This is a genomic window from Macrococcus capreoli, from assembly GCF_025628935.1.
In the GTDB taxonomy this organism is placed as follows: Bacteria; Bacillota; Bacilli; order Staphylococcales; family Staphylococcaceae; genus Macrococcoides; species Macrococcoides capreoli.
This window is the reverse complement of the sequence record NZ_JAOTIS010000021.1, coordinates 1-14,733: the sequence shown is the minus strand read 5'-3', so window position 1 is coordinate 14,733 and position 14,733 is coordinate 1. Positions and strand designations below refer to the sequence as shown.

10 protein-coding genes are annotated in these 14,733 nt (G+C 35.0%); 3 read left to right on the top strand and 7 right to left on the bottom strand.

Annotated features, from left to right (window positions below):
- Positions 1-9: 9 nt before the first annotated feature.
- Positions 10-864, bottom strand: a complete 855-nt coding sequence (gene glcT, locus OCL94_RS12275; RefSeq protein WP_262997212.1) for a glucose PTS transporter transcription antiterminator GlcT — start codon at positions 862-864, stop codon at positions 10-12.
- Positions 865-966: 102 nt separating this feature from the next.
- Here glcT and OCL94_RS12270 point away from each other — a divergent pair, with 102 nt between their 5' ends.
- Entirely contained in the window at positions 967-1,941 is a 975-nt protein-coding gene (locus OCL94_RS12270; RefSeq protein WP_262997211.1) for a DUF1002 domain-containing protein, read from the top strand.
- A gap of 44 nt (positions 1,942-1,985) precedes the next feature.
- Here OCL94_RS12270 and OCL94_RS12265 read toward each other — a convergent pair whose 3' ends face one another.
- From OCL94_RS12265 to parE, 3 genes are all read right to left on the bottom strand, one after another.
- Positions 1,986-3,467, bottom strand: a complete 1,482-nt coding sequence (locus tag OCL94_RS12265) for a glutamine transporter AlsT (protein WP_262997233.1) — start codon at positions 3,465-3,467, stop codon at positions 1,986-1,988.
- A gap of 107 nt (positions 3,468-3,574) precedes the next feature.
- On the bottom strand, positions 3,575-5,986 hold the full coding sequence (parC, locus tag OCL94_RS12260; protein ID WP_262997210.1) for a DNA topoisomerase IV subunit A: 2,412 nt from the start codon (positions 5,984-5,986) through the stop codon (positions 3,575-3,577).
- Positions 5,986-8,004, bottom strand: a complete 2,019-nt coding sequence (gene parE / locus OCL94_RS12255; RefSeq protein ID WP_262997209.1) for a DNA topoisomerase IV subunit B — start codon at positions 8,002-8,004, stop codon at positions 5,986-5,988. The genes parC and parE overlap by 1 nt, the downstream gene beginning before the upstream one ends.
- Before the next feature lie 314 nt (positions 8,005-8,318).
- Between parE and plsY the strand changes: the two genes are divergently transcribed.
- Complete coding sequence (gene plsY / locus OCL94_RS12250) at positions 8,319-8,906, top strand: glycerol-3-phosphate 1-O-acyltransferase PlsY (protein ID WP_262997208.1); 588 nt, start codon at positions 8,319-8,321, stop codon at positions 8,904-8,906.
- Between the two features lie 52 nt (positions 8,907-8,958).
- On the opposite strand, the gene OCL94_RS12245 is transcribed toward plsY, so the two are convergent.
- The 3 genes from OCL94_RS12245 to OCL94_RS12235 form a co-directional block, all read right to left on the bottom strand.
- Positions 8,959-9,387 carry an acyl-CoA thioesterase gene (locus OCL94_RS12245; RefSeq protein ID WP_262997207.1) on the bottom strand — a complete coding sequence of 143 codons (429 nt, stop codon included), beginning with the start codon at positions 9,385-9,387 and terminating at the stop codon, positions 8,959-8,961.
- A gap of 193 nt (positions 9,388-9,580) precedes the next feature.
- Positions 9,581-12,289 carry an aconitate hydratase AcnA gene (gene acnA / locus OCL94_RS12240; RefSeq protein WP_262997206.1) on the bottom strand — a complete coding sequence of 903 codons (2,709 nt, stop codon included), beginning with the start codon at positions 12,287-12,289 and terminating at the stop codon, positions 9,581-9,583.
- 294 nt (positions 12,290-12,583) lie between these two features.
- Positions 12,584-14,140: a glycine betaine uptake BCCT transporter gene (locus OCL94_RS12235; RefSeq protein ID WP_262997205.1), complete on the bottom strand. Its 1,557-nt coding sequence runs from the start codon at positions 14,138-14,140 to the stop codon at positions 12,584-12,586.
- Between the two features lie 220 nt (positions 14,141-14,360).
- On the opposite strand from OCL94_RS12235, the gene mscL reads away from it, so the two are divergent.
- Positions 14,361-14,720 (top strand): large conductance mechanosensitive channel protein MscL, encoded by a 360-nt coding sequence (gene mscL / locus OCL94_RS12230; protein ID WP_262997204.1) that lies wholly within the window; start codon positions 14,361-14,363, stop codon positions 14,718-14,720.
- Positions 14,721-14,733 lie beyond the last annotated feature (13 nt).

Genomic DNA, 14,733 nt, shown 5'->3' with positions numbered 1-14,733 from the left:
CATTATCAGTTACACGTTATCGACTTTAGTATTAAAAGCTTGAATATGCATTGTAAGATACACAAGCTCAGATTCATAAACTGGCTTGTTTAAATGCGTTTGCATCATCTTTACAATCTTTACAGCTGTATTGTAACATAGCGGATATTGAACTTTCAATAGGTTTTGTAAATTTTTTTGTTCTGGCATTCTATCATCTGCCATCACCCTTTGTACAGCGAAACTGATATGCCTTACAAACCTTGAATACGTAATAGAATCTTTATCAATTTGTACTTTCAAATCTTGTTCAATTAAATGAATGGCTTTAGTAATCACTTCGGCCATCACATTCATATCTCTAAGCGAGTGATTATTCACGGATGAATGAATATGCAATGCAATAAAACCAACTTCCGTACGAGGGAAATTCACTTGTAACTTTTCGTTTAACATTTGCACTACTTGCTCAGCGATTAAGAATTCTTTCTGATACAATGCCTCTGTTTCTTTTAAAAATGGATTTGCAACAAAAATACCATCATTATATCGTTTTAAAGCGAAAATAATATGATCTGTTAAAGACAATATAATTTTATCGTCGATTTTTCCATCTGTTCTTTTATCAATAAACTCTACAACTTCAATGACAGACGCAATAACATGGTCATCAGTAATTTTCATTAAATTTTTATATCGTGTTTGTTCCTGTTCAGTTGTTAATTGAAACATCTTTTCGATGCGTTCTATTTCATCATCCACGATTAATTGACCCGGTTTTTTACCAAAACCAATTCCTTTACCGATAAAGACAAGTTCCTGGTCATCTTTTAAGACGATTAAAACATTATTATTCAGTACTTTATCTACTTTATATCTTTCCATTTGATTTACCTCATTCCAAAGACCTATGTTTAATTATAAATTGCGTGGTAAAATATTAATAGCTTAACAAGCTAATATCAATCCACTACTGGAGGGAACTATATGAAAATATTGAATAAATTATTACTAATTACTACTATGTTTATCTTCATGATTGCACCAACAATCAAAGCACATGCTGTGACTCAGGAAGCATGGTCAGAAGCCGTAACAGTTTATGGAGCAGCATTAGAGCAAAATAATAGTTTACAAGAGAAAACGAAATCACTATTAAATACAGACGATAGTGATAAAATTGCATATGTTCATGCAAATGACTTAACAAAGTACTTGAACTTACAATCAAATGATAGTGTATTGAAGTCAAGTATTCGCATTAAAAAGTTAGCAGCTGGAGATGGCCTTACTTTAAATATAAACCAATCTGCAGGTAAAATCACTAAAATAACAGAAGACACATACAAAAATGCATTATTAACAGCCGGTGTTACAGATGCAGAAGTTACCATTGCAGCTGCAGAAGACGTAACAGGTGAAAGTGCTTTAGCGGGTGTATATAAAGCATTTGAAGCGCAAGGCGAAACAATTAACCCTACGCAAACTCAAGCGGCACAAAACGAACTTAATTCAATTTCAAATATCAATGCTGAAAATGCCGGAAAAAATGGTTATTCTCAAGAACAATTGAATAAAGCCATCGCAGAAGCGAAAGCAGAAATTGCAAAACAAGGTGCTAACCTCAATACAACTGAAATTAAAAATATTGTAGTGCAAAAAATAGAAAATAACGGTTTAACAAATGTCATCAATGATAATCAAATCAATATCATCGTTAACTTTATCACAAATGCACAAAATTCTGGTGTATTTAGTGGAGAGAACAAAGATAAATTTATCAATAGCGCAAAAGACTATGTCAATGAAATTAAAAATTCTGATGGCTTTAAACAAGCAGCAGATAAAGCAAAAGATATGGGGAAAAATATTAAAGACTCATTAGAAAAAGAAGGCGTTTGGGAAAAATTTATGAATTTTATTCAATCAATCATAGATGCTATCATGGGGTTATTTAAATAAGAAAAATCAAATCGCGTAGACAATTATTTATCTACGCGATTTTTTTAATTCTGCTCTTTGTCATTAAATTGATAAGGATTATCTCCCCACGTCTCTACCGATGACAGATCAGCTTTTACGTGCTTCGTTTTGAACACAGGATTTAAGCCTTTCTTACGTTGTTCTCCGTAATCATTTGCCACTTCGAATACAACATGTGCTAAACCGATAATCGCAGTGATGTTCAGAATAGCCATTAATCCCATGAATAAATCAGCCGTTGACCAAACCGTTTCAACTTTTATAACTGCTCCGAAGAAGACCATCAATACAACACATAATCTAAATACAAACATGACGATTTTATTCTTTGTCAAATATTCAACATTCGACTGACCATAATAATAATTCCCAATTACTGAAGAATAAGCAAACAAAAAGACTGCTAAAGTTAAGAATACGCCACCAAATGAACCTATATGACTGTTTAAAGCAGCTTGCGTGACTTGAATCCCTTGCGGTGCCTTTTCACCGTATTCTAATCCACCATATAATAAGATCATAATTGCTGTTGCTGTACACACTAACATCGTATCGAAAAATACACCTAAAGATTGAATTAGTCCTTGTTTCACTGGATGACTCACTGCAGCAGTGGCTGCTGCATTTGGTGCAGATCCCATACCTGCTTCATTTGAGAATAATCCGCGTTTAATCCCTTGCATAATTGTAAATCCTAGTGCTCCTCCAAATGCAGGTTCTAAACCGAATGCTCCTTTAATGATTTGCATAAGCATCGGAATGACATCACCAATATGTGTTAAAAGTACAAATAACACGATGCCAATATATAAAATTGCCATTACAGGTACGATTGCTGTTGATACATTGGCAATCCAGCGTACGCCACCAAATATAACAAGCGCAGTAATTATCGCTAAAAATACACCCGTCCAGACTGGATCAATTTTATATTGTTCTTTAAAACTTGCAGCAATAGTATTTGATTGTACTGTGTTAAATACAAATGCAAACGTTATTGTAATTAAAATTGCAAACGTTGTGCCGAGCCACTTTTGCCCTAGCCCTAGCTCCATATAATACGCCGGGCCTCCACGGAATCCACCTTTATCGTCTTTTACTTTATACACTTGTGCTAAAGTTGCTTCAAAAAAAGCACTTGCTGCACCAAAGAATGCAATGACCCACATCCAGAATACTGCACCAGGTCCACCTAAAACAATTGCTGTAGCAACTCCTGCAATGTTACCTGTTCCGACACGACTCGCTGCACTAATTGCAAATGCTTGGAATGATGAAATGCCTTTCTTTCCATCTTCTAATGTTTCAGGTTTCTCGCCAATCACTCTAAACATTTCAGGTAACCATCTAAATTGCACAAATCTCGAACTTAAACTAAAGAAGAATCCAGCTAATAGCAGTAATCCTATTAAAAATTCTGTCCATATCAAATCATTCCCTGTTGATACAATCGATTTAAACCAATCTGGTATAATCGCATCAAAATTTACATTTGAAAACAAAATAAAACCCCCATATTCACATAATAAATAAAATAATACGAATTATATTTTATCATAGTGAATGGAGGTTTTGAAATTTATTTATATAATTTAACATATATAGTATATATCTAGTCGATGTTATTAAATAATGAGAAATGTTCGACCTTACCAAATTCTTTATCATCAACGATAAAACTACCGTTTGTATAGCGATCTGCAACTCTAATATCTTGCGTATTACCCTGATATGTTTCGTTTTCGGATACAATTTCAAATGGCATGTTTTCTGTAATAATATAAGCATTAACAATTTCGTGTGGATTTGACTTTAATTCTTTCAATATTATTAATCCTCGATTTGCGCGTTTACTTTCCTCGAATAAAGCTACTTTCATCTTTTTCATTGCTCCTCTATGGGTTGCAATAATTAAATGACTATTTTCATACATTAATTCAGTTGCAACGACATAATCGTCGTCTTTTAAATTAATCGATTTTACACCAGCAGCTTTAATACCTATATTATTTACTTCAGATAATGCATAATGTAAAGTTAAACCTTTACGCGTAACGACGATGATATGCTCTTCACCAGTAATTTGTTTTACAGTAACCACTTCATCATTATCTTTAAGTTTCATACAAACAATCGGTTTCGAATAGCGTGTAACATTAAAGTCAGCGAGTAGCGTCTTTTTAATCATGCCCTGTTTCGTTGCAAGCATGATACTTTGAGGATGACTGAAATCTTTTACATTAATCATTGCAATGACGTATTCGTTCTGACTTAAAGGTACAATTTGCGAAATATGAGTTCCAAGGTCTTTCCAACGTACATCAGGCAACTGATGTACTGGTATATAAATATAATGACCTAAGTTTGTAAATACTAAAACTGTATCTTGTAAATTACTTTCATAATGTTCAAGTAACTGGTCACCATCTTTTGTTGCAATTTCATATAAACCACTTGCACCAAAACTTCTTGGAGACGTGCGTTTAATATAGCCGTCTTTTGTTAAAGAAATAATTGTTTCTTCACTCGGCACAAGAATTTCTTTTGAAATTTTAATCTCTTGAATTTCGTCTTCAATTACGCTTAATCTTGGTTCACTGAATTCTTTTTGTACAGCCTTTAATTCGCGTTTAATGACGCTCATTAAATGCTTTTGATCATTGATGATTTTTTCTAACTTTTCTAACGTTGCTTTTAAATCATCATGTTCATTTTGTAACTGTATGATATCAGTATTAGTTAAACGATAAAGCTGTAACATAACAATCGCTTCAGCTTGTGCTTCTGTAAAGTCATATTTTGATTTTAAGTTTTCTTTCGCATCGCTTTTGTTTTTAGATTGACGAATCGTTTCAATGACTTCATCTAAAATAGACAGTGCTTTAATTAAACCTTCCACGATATGCATACGTTTTTTTGCCTGATCTAATTCAAATTGACTGCGGCGTAATATGACTTCCTGCTGATGTTTAATATAACTTTGTAGCATTGCTTTTACGCCTAATAATTTAGGTCGTCTATCACTAATGGCAACCATATTAAAGTTATATGCAATTTGTAAGTCGGTATTTTTATAAAGATAATTAAGGATGCCTTCTGCATTTGCATCTTTTTTCAGTTCGACAGCAATCCGTAAACCATTACGATCTGTTTCGTCACGCACTTCTAATATGCCGTCAATCTTTTTATCTGCACGTAATTCGTCGATGCGTTTCACTAAACTACTTTTATTCACTTCAAACGGAATTTCAGTAATAATGATTTCTTCACGACCACCGCGTAGTTTCTCAACATTCACTTTACCACGTACAATCGCTTTTCCTTTACCTTTTTCATAAGCTTGTTTAATGCCATCGCGCCCTTGAATTATGCCACCAGTAGGGAAATCCGGACCTGGCATCACTGACATTATTTCATCAGTTGTGACATCAGGGTTATCAATAATCATCAATGTCGCATCAATAACTTCCTGTAAGTTATGTGGTGGAATATCGGTCGCATAACCGGCTGAAATACCTGTAGAACCATTGACTAATAAATTCGGATAGTTTGCTGGTAATACCATCGGTTCCATTGCTGTATCATCAAAGTTTTGTACCCAATCAACTGTATCCTGATTAATATTACGCAGTAATACACTCGCTAATTTTGACAGTTTCGCTTCTGTATAACGCATTGCTGCAGGTGGATCGTTATCGATACTACCATTGTTACCATGCATTTCAACGAGTACATGACGTAATTTCCAATCCTGACTCATACGCACCATAGCGTCATAAACAGAAGTATCTCCATGTGGATGATAATTACCGATAACATTCCCGACTGTTTTCGCACTTTTTCTAAAGTTCTTCTCGAATGTGTTTCCTTCTGCATGCATAGCATATAATATTCTTCGTTGAACCGGTTTTAATCCATCACGTACGTCGGGTATTGCACGATCCTGAATAATATATTTACTATAACGACCAAAGCGGTCACCAATTACATCCTCTAAAGGTAAGCTTTGAATATTTTCCTGCATTACATTCTACCTCCTTTAGATAAATCGACATCTTGAATTAACTGGATATCTTCTGTTTCATCAAGTAATAACATTTCATCATTTTCTAATATACTCGCATCTTCCTGCATACCAAATTCAACATTTTGTTCGATCCAGTCACGTCGTGGTTCAACTTTATCTCCCATTAATGTAGAAACACGTTTCGCACTGCGTAATTCATCATCAATTTCTACACGAATTAATGTACGCGTTTCAGGATTCATTGTCGTATCCCAAAGTTGATCTGCGTTCATTTCACCTAAACCTTTATAACGCTGTAATATAAAGCCTTTACCAACTTTCTTTTGAACATCTTTCAATTCATCGTCGGTCCAGGCATATTCAATAACTTCGTTTTTACCTTTGCCTTTCGATACTTTATATAATGGCGGTAAAGCAATATACACTTTGCCTGCTTCAATTAATGGACGCATATATTTAAAGAAGAAGGTTAAAAGTAATACTTGAATATGTGCGCCATCCGTATCTGCATCGGTCATAATAATCACTTTATTGTAGTTACTATCTTCAACATTAAAGTCATTTCCAACGCCTGCACCTATCGTATGGATGATCGTACTAATTTCTTCGTTCTTTAATATATCTTCCAATTTCGCTTTTTCTGTATTAATAACTTTCCCGCGCAGTGGCAGAATCGCCTGGAATTTGCGATCTCGTCCAAGTTTAGCAGAACCACCGGCAGAGTCCCCTTCGACTAAATACAATTCATTTTTCTCTGTATTTTTACTTTGTGCAGGCGTTAATTTACCAGAAAGTAACGTTTCTTTACGTTTATTTTTCTTCCCGTTTCGTGCCTCTTCACGCGCTTTTCGTGCCGCATCTCTTGCTTGTGCAGCTTTAACCGCTTTCTTTACTAACACCTGGCTGAGCTTACCATTCTCTTCAAAATAAAATGGTAATTGCTCTGCTAGCATCGAATCAACTGCACTTCTCGCTTCACTTGTTCCAAGTTTAGATTTCGTTTGTCCTTCAAATTGCAGTAAATGTTCGGGAATTTTCACTGAAATGATTGCGGTCATTCCTTCACGAATATCACTACCGTCTAAATTTTTATCTTTTTGCTTTAATTCACCAATTTTACGTGCATATTCATTAAACACACGCGTCATCGCCGTTTTCATTCCAACTTCGTGTGTACCACCATCTTTCGTACGTACATTATTGACGAATGAAAGTATCGTTTCTGAATACTGATCATTATATTGGAAGCCAACTTCAACTTCAATTTCATTCGATATTCCACTAAAATGGGCAACGTCATGAAGCGTTTCTTTACCTTCATTGACAAATTTCACGAAATCACTTAGACCATCTTCAAAATAAAAATCATCATGACGTTCTGGTATTACACGATTATCTGTTATGGATATATGTAAATCCTTCAATAAGAATGCAGATTCACGAAGTCGCTCACTTAGCGTATCATAGTTGTATTTCGTTGTTTGTTTAAATATCGTTGGATCAGGCTTAAACGTCACACTTGTTCCTGTTTTTTTGGATGTACCAATTTCTTCTAAAGTCGTAACCGGAACGCCACCGTTTTCAAAGCGCTGTTTAAATATCTTCCCATTATTATGAATCGTAACTACTAACCATTCACTCAGTGCATTTACAACTGATGCCCCTACACCGTGTAGACCGCCAGTTGTTTTATACCCGCCTTGACCAAATTTTCCGCCTGCGTGCAGCACTGTAAAAATGACTTCAGGTGTCGGCTTTCCTGTTTTATGTAATCCTGTTGGCATCCCACGACCATTATCGTTGACTGTAACAGAATCATCTTCATTTAAGATGACTTCTATTGTATTACCATGGCCATTTAACGCCTCGTCAATTGAATTATCTAGTATTTCATAAACAAGGTGATGAAGACCTCTTGTATCCGTAGAACCAATATACATACCCGGTCGCTTTCTTACGGCTTCCAATCCTTCTAATACTTGTATTGATTCATCGTTGTATTGATTATTCGGCAATTCGTAACCCCCTACAAACATACGTTCGTTAATTTTATACACATTCACTATTTTATCTAATCCTTTATAATTTGCAAGTAATTATGTATACATCTCAAAAAGTTTACATAATATTTTTATAGTATTTAATGATGTGTGTTCTATTTAACTTTATCATAAACACATCAAAAACGGTATGTGCTTTCACACTCAATATTCATGTCGTTTAAAATTTTATAATTTAATAATTATTTTCTATTTTCGCTGAATACGCTATAATAAAAGTATAATTTTAAGAATAACTATTAGTACCTACTGATATAAGGAGAGATTTTATGAACATCGCGATGATGTTAATTGCAGCATACTTAATTGGAAGTATCCCGACAGGATTAATCATTGGTAAAATATTTTATGATATAGATATCAGGCAGCATGGTAGCGGCAACCTAGGTGCTACAAATACATTTAGAATTTTAGGGAAAAATGCAGGGATTTTCGTCACAATTTTCGATGTGCTGAAAGGAACCATCCCAGCACTATTTCCGTTATTTTTCCACGCACACGTGCATCCAATATTAATTGGGCTAGCTGCAGTTATTGGTCATGTCTATCCTATCTATTTAAAGTTTAAAGGTGGAAAAGCTGTTGCAACGAGTGCTGGTGTTATTCTCGGCACGAATCCGATTCTTTTCTTAATCATTGCTGTCATTTTCTTTACGCTTTTATTTAGTACGAGAATGGTTTCGTTAACAAGTATGCTGACGAGTATTGCAAATTTTATCGGTTCATTATTTTTCGATGATACAATCTTAATGGGTATTTCATTTTTAATTATGGTCGTTATCATCATTAGGCATAAATCAAATATTGAGCGTATTTTAAATGGCACAGAGTCAAAAATAAATTTTAAGAAGCAATAAACTACAACTAAAAATAAAGGCAGATCAAATTGTTATTGATCTGCCTTTACTATTATTCTTTTCCAATCGCAACAAGTTCCGAATATTTTTTATGCCACTCTGGGTAATATCGATCAAGTCGAATGGGTTTATCACTCCCTTTTTTCAGCACAACATGCGTTGTTTGACCTGTTGCAGCTATTTCGCCATTTTCTTTAATGACTTCATAAGCATATATCGTTTTAAGCTTAGAATAGGAATGTATCCATGTTTTTATTGTAACTTTCTCAGGATAAGTGATTGAACGTTTATATTTCACCTGGACATCTAATACAGGGGAAATAATATCATCTTGTTCCATATCCGCATATCGAAAACCTGCTTTTTCAATAAAATCAGTACGACCTACTTCGAACCAGATTAAATAATTCGCATGATAAACAACATCCATTTTATCTGTTTCTGCATAACGTACTTCAATTTCTTTTTCTGTATAATACAAATTCGTCACCTTCTTATTAATGATAACACTATTGTACCAAAATATTAGTACTTGGTACTAAAAAAATAAAAATAGAATAAACGGCATCTCCAATGCAGTCATATAAAAACTAGAGAAAACCCATCAGAAATCATTCTTTGATTTCGATGGGTTTTCAAAGTTTTTATGCGACTAAGCGCATTGAAAACAATCTCTACTGTGTTAATTTATCTCTTAATACCATTTGTAAAATACCACCGTGACGGTAGTAATCTAATTCTACTTCTGAGTCAAAACGTGCTAACGCATTGAACTCCATCACTGTACCGTCTGTTTTCACTGCAGTAACTTTTACTTCATCACGTGGTTTAATACCTTCATTAATATCAACTGAGAATGTTTCAGAACCATCTAATCCTAATTTATCGGCTGAATCACCTTTTAAGAATTGTAATGGTAATACACCCATCATCACAAGGTTAGAACGGTGAATACGCTCATAACTTTGTGCGATAACTGTTTTAACGCCTAAAAGATTCGTTCCTTTCGCAGCCCAGTCACGACTTGATCCCATACCGTAATCATTGCCAGCTAATACTACTAATCCTTTACCATCAGCTTGATATTTCATACACGCATCAAAGATTGGCATAACTTCTCCAGTTGGCCAGTAAGTCGTAAACCCACCTTCAGTTCCTGGTGCGATTTGGTTCTTAATACGGATATTTGCGAATGTACCACGCATCATGACTTCATGGTTACCACGTCGTGAACCGTATGAGTTAAAGTCACGAATTTCTACGCCATTTTCACGTAAGTATTGACCTGCTGGCGTATCTTTACCGATTGCACCTGCTGGTGAAATGTGGTCTGTAGTCACTGAGTCACCGAATTTACCCATTACCGCTAAATCTTTAAGAGGTGCAATGCTTCCTGGTTCTTTTGATAAACCTTGGAAGAATGTTGGGTTTTGAATGTAAGTTGAATTTGGATCAAAGTCATATAACGGTTGATCTGTTGATTCAATTTGGTTCCATAATGGATTTGATTCAAATACTGACTCATATTCTTTACGGAATAATTCTGGTGTTACCACACTGTGTACCGCTTCTTTAACTTCATCAATTGTCGGCCAGATATCTTTTAAGTATACATCTGTACCGTCTTGAGAACGACCGATCGGATCGTTTTGTAGGTCGATATCCACTGTTCCCGCTAACGCATAAGCAACTACTAATTGAGGCGATGCTAAGTAGTTCGCTTTCACTAATGGGTGAATACGTCCTTCAAAGTTACGGTTACCTGATAATACTGAAGTAACTAATAAATCTTCTTTAGAAATCGCCTCTTCAATTTCAGGTAATAATGGACCTGAATTACCGATACATGTTGTACAACCGTAACCTACTGTATTGAATCCTAATTGATCTAAATATTGTTGTAAACCAGATGCTTCTAAGTAGCCTGTAACAACTTTAGAACCTGGTGCAAGTGATGTCTTAACAAAAGCTGGTACAACTAAACCTTTCTCTACTGCTTTCTTAGCGACTAAACCAGCGCCTAACATTACATATGGGTTAGATGTATTCGTACATGAAGTAATCGCAGCAATCGCAATGTCACCCGTCTTCATTTCAACAGCTTTACCATCTTTAAATTCAACTTTAGCACGCTTATTAAATTCAACTTTATTTAAACCGTGACCTTGGTTTCCTGCTTTTGCAGTGACAGATTTCACGAATTCATCTTTCATATCGCTAAGTTTAATTAAGTCTTGAGGACGTTTCGGTCCTGAAAGTGATGCTTCAATCGTTGATAAATCTAAATCTACTTGATCTGTATACGTTGGTTCTTGCTTATCTGTAGTAAAGAACATGTCGTTTTTCACTAAATATTCTTTTACTACTGCAATATGTTCTTCATCACGACCTGTTAAACGCATGTAATTCAACGCTTCTTCGTCCACTGGGAAGAAACCACAAGTCGCACCATATTCTGGTGCCATGTTAGCAATTGTTGCACGGTCAGCAAGTGGTAAGTTCACAACGCCTGGGCCGAAGAATTCAACAAATTTACCTACAACACCTTTTTTACGTAATTCCTGTGTTACACGTAAAGCTAGGTCCGTTGCAGTTGCGCCTTCTGGTAATTCTCCAGTTAATTTTACACCAATCACTTCTGGTACCGGGAAGTATGAAGGTTGACCAAGCATACCAGCCTCCGCTTCGATACCACCAACACCCCATCCGAGTACACCGATACCATTAATCATTGTAGTATGTGAATCCGTGCCTACTAATGTATCCGGGAATGCAACTTGTTCTCCATCAATATCTCGAATATGAACAACGTTTGCTAAATACTCTAAGTTTACCTGGTGAACGATACCTGTTGCAGGTGGTACAGCACGATAATTATCAAATGCTTTCGTTGCCCAGTTTAAGAATTGATAACGTTCTTTATTACGTGCAAATTCTAATTCCATATTGCGATTTAATGCTGCTTCATTACCGTACATATCAACTTGTACTGAGTGGTCGATAACTAAATCAACTGGTACTTCAGGATTGATTTTTGTTACGTCTCCTCCAACGTCATCCATCGCTTTACGTAACGATGCTAGATCTACGACTGCAGGTACACCCGTAAAGTCCTGTAAAATAACGCGTGACGGTTTAAATGGTACCTCTGCATTCGGATCGTTTTGTTTGCCCCATTTTACTAAATGTTTAATGTGTTCTTCATTAATTACGCGCCCATCAAATTGACGTAATACTGATTCAAGTAATACACGAATTGAATACGGTAAGTTATTAATTTCACCTAAACCTAATGATTCTAAAGATTTTAAGCTATAAAATGTATACGTCTTACCGTTTAATTCAAATGATTGTTTTGATGCTTGTTGTAAATTTGAATGCATGCTCGTTCCCCCTTGAATTTATTAAAGCCTTTACATATTTATTTTAATACAAAAGTTAATAAGAAGTAAGTATTATCACATTCCAAATAAACTATACCCTTCGATAAGTTTTACTTATACATAATCGAAAGTTTATAATTTAGTTTTTTAATAAAGATACTTATTCTAAACGGCGGAATAGTAGTTGCCACTACGACAACAACCGAACAAAATCGATAAATCAAAGAACGATTTACGCGTTTTGTTCGGTTGTTGCTTGTGCCAGAACACTACTCTCCCAGCCTCTTCGTAGTATTAATCATGATGTGCATCATGACGTTGTTCAATTGATTTCGTTCTAAATTTTTTGTCTGGTTTTAATGTTAAACCGAGACGCATACGCTCTTTATTGCCATCTTTATATACCGAAATGAGCATTAATAATAAAATGAACGAAAATGGAAATGCTGCAATAATCGCTGCACTTTGTAACGCTGTCAATCCACCTGCATAAATTAATACTAATGCAATAAGCGATTGTGCCACTCCCCAAATCACTTTAATATAATTTGCTGGTTCCAAAGAGCCATTCGTTGATTGCATACCAAGTACAAAAGTCGCTGAATCAGCTGAAGTAATAAAGAATGTACAGATCAGTGCTAATGCTATCAATGAAAGCCCTAAGGCCATCGGTAAATGTTCAAATATCGCAAATAACTGTGTTTCAACAGCCATTTCTCCAATTTTCGGAACTTTCTTAAATACTTCAATACCTGTTACTCCAAACACACTAAACCATAATGCACTGATTAAAGTCGGTACGAGTAACACACCGATTAAAAACTCACGAATCGTACGTCCCTTTGATACACGAGCGATGAATATACCAACAAACGGACTCCAGCTCATCCACCAACCCCAGTAATAAATCGTCCAGCTGTTCATCCATTGATGTTTATGTTCATCAAGTGGCGCAACGTCAAAGCTCATGCTCAGAAAGTTTTGCAATAAATTGCCGACTGATGTCGAAAACATATTTAATATTAAGATAGTTGGACCAACAAAAAGCACTACAAACAGCAGTAACGTTGCGATTGCAATATTGGCATTACTTAATATTTGAATACCTTTCGACAATCCACTCCACGCACTTGCTAAAAATAAAATCGTTACGATTACAACGATAATCAATTTAACAGTAAATGTATTTGGTACATTAAATAAATAATGTAAACCACCATTGATCTGCTGAGCACCCATCCCTAAAGAAACTGCAACACCAACTACTGTTGCAAATACTGCAAGTACATCAATAATCGTTCCAATGAAACCATCTACTTTACCGCCTAGCACCGGTCTTAATGTTTTAGAAATTAATCCTGCCTCACCTTTTCTGAATTGTGCGTATGCTAAACCAAGTGCAACAACGCCATACGTTGCCCATGCATGAAATCCCCAATGGAAAAATGTATAACGGAATGCATCCTTCATTGCTTCATCGGTCTCTGGTTGATGCACTGGTCCATTAATAAAATGACTTAACGGTTCAGCTGCTCCATAGAAAACAAGGCCAATACCCATTCCTGCACTGAATAACATTGCAAACCATGAAATCGTATTAAATTCAGGTTGATCCGATGGTTTACCTAGTTTCAATTTTCCAATTGGGCTTAAAATTAAAAACAAACAAGTAAACACAAAAATAGACGTAATCATCACATAATACCAGCCAAAATAATTAGAAATCCATTGATTAATAAAACCCGCCACATGACTGAATTGTTTCGGAATTGCAACGCCTAAAACGACAGTAATACTAACCAAAGCCAGAGCAATATAAAATACTAAAGTTAATTTTTTACCTTCTTTCATTCTGCTTAACTCCTTTCAAATGATAATAAAAACAGTCTATAGTATAACAAATCGAAAACTTTATTTCAAATATTAGTGGGAAAATGTATAAAAAAAGTAAATTCTCTCAAATCAAAAAATTATTTTAATTATTATTTTCAATATTGTATGCAATGCAAAAAAAGTTTGCTTTTCTTTTTCATAGCGTGTAAAATGGAATTATTACAGGAGGTGACTATACATGTCATTATTAAAAGAATTTAAAGAGTTTGCTATTAAAGGTAATGTTTTAGAATTAGCAGTTGCTGTTGTTATTGGTGCTGCATTCGGTAAAATTGTTGCTTCATTAGTAGCTGATATTATCATGCCTATTATCGGTCTTATTTTTGGAAATACTGATTTCGCTTCATCTTGGGCTTACAAAGGTATTAAATACGGTGTATTCATTCAATCTATCATCGACTTCTTAATCGTTGCAGCTGCAATCTTTATGTTTGTTAAAGTAATCAACAAATTAACGAAAGCACAACCGAAAGAAGAAACAGTTGAAGCAAATACTCAATTATTAACTGAAATTCGAGATTTATTACGTACGAAATAATAGTAATTAAAAA

What these genes read in the sequence shown, in the direction of transcription:
- glcT (WP_262997212.1), bottom strand. Translation starts at nt 864, where the DNA reads ATGGAAAGATATAAAGTAGATAAAGTACTGAATAATAATGTTTTAATC.
- OCL94_RS12270 (WP_262997211.1), top strand. Translation starts at nt 967, where the DNA reads ATGAAAATATTGAATAAATTATTACTAATTACTACTATGTTTATCTTC.
- parC (WP_262997210.1), bottom strand. Translation starts at nt 5,986, where the DNA reads ATGCAGGAAAATATTCAAAGCTTACCTTTAGAGGATGTAATTGGTGAC.
- plsY (WP_262997208.1), top strand. Translation starts at nt 8,319, where the DNA reads ATGAACATCGCGATGATGTTAATTGCAGCATACTTAATTGGAAGTATC.
- acnA (WP_262997206.1), bottom strand. Translation starts at nt 12,289, where the DNA reads ATGCATTCAAATTTACAACAAGCATCAAAACAATCATTTGAATTAAAC.
- OCL94_RS12235 (WP_262997205.1), bottom strand. Translation starts at nt 14,140, where the DNA reads ATGAAAGAAGGTAAAAAATTAACTTTAGTATTTTATATTGCTCTGGCT.
- mscL (WP_262997204.1), top strand. Translation starts at nt 14,361, where the DNA reads ATGTCATTATTAAAAGAATTTAAAGAGTTTGCTATTAAAGGTAATGTT.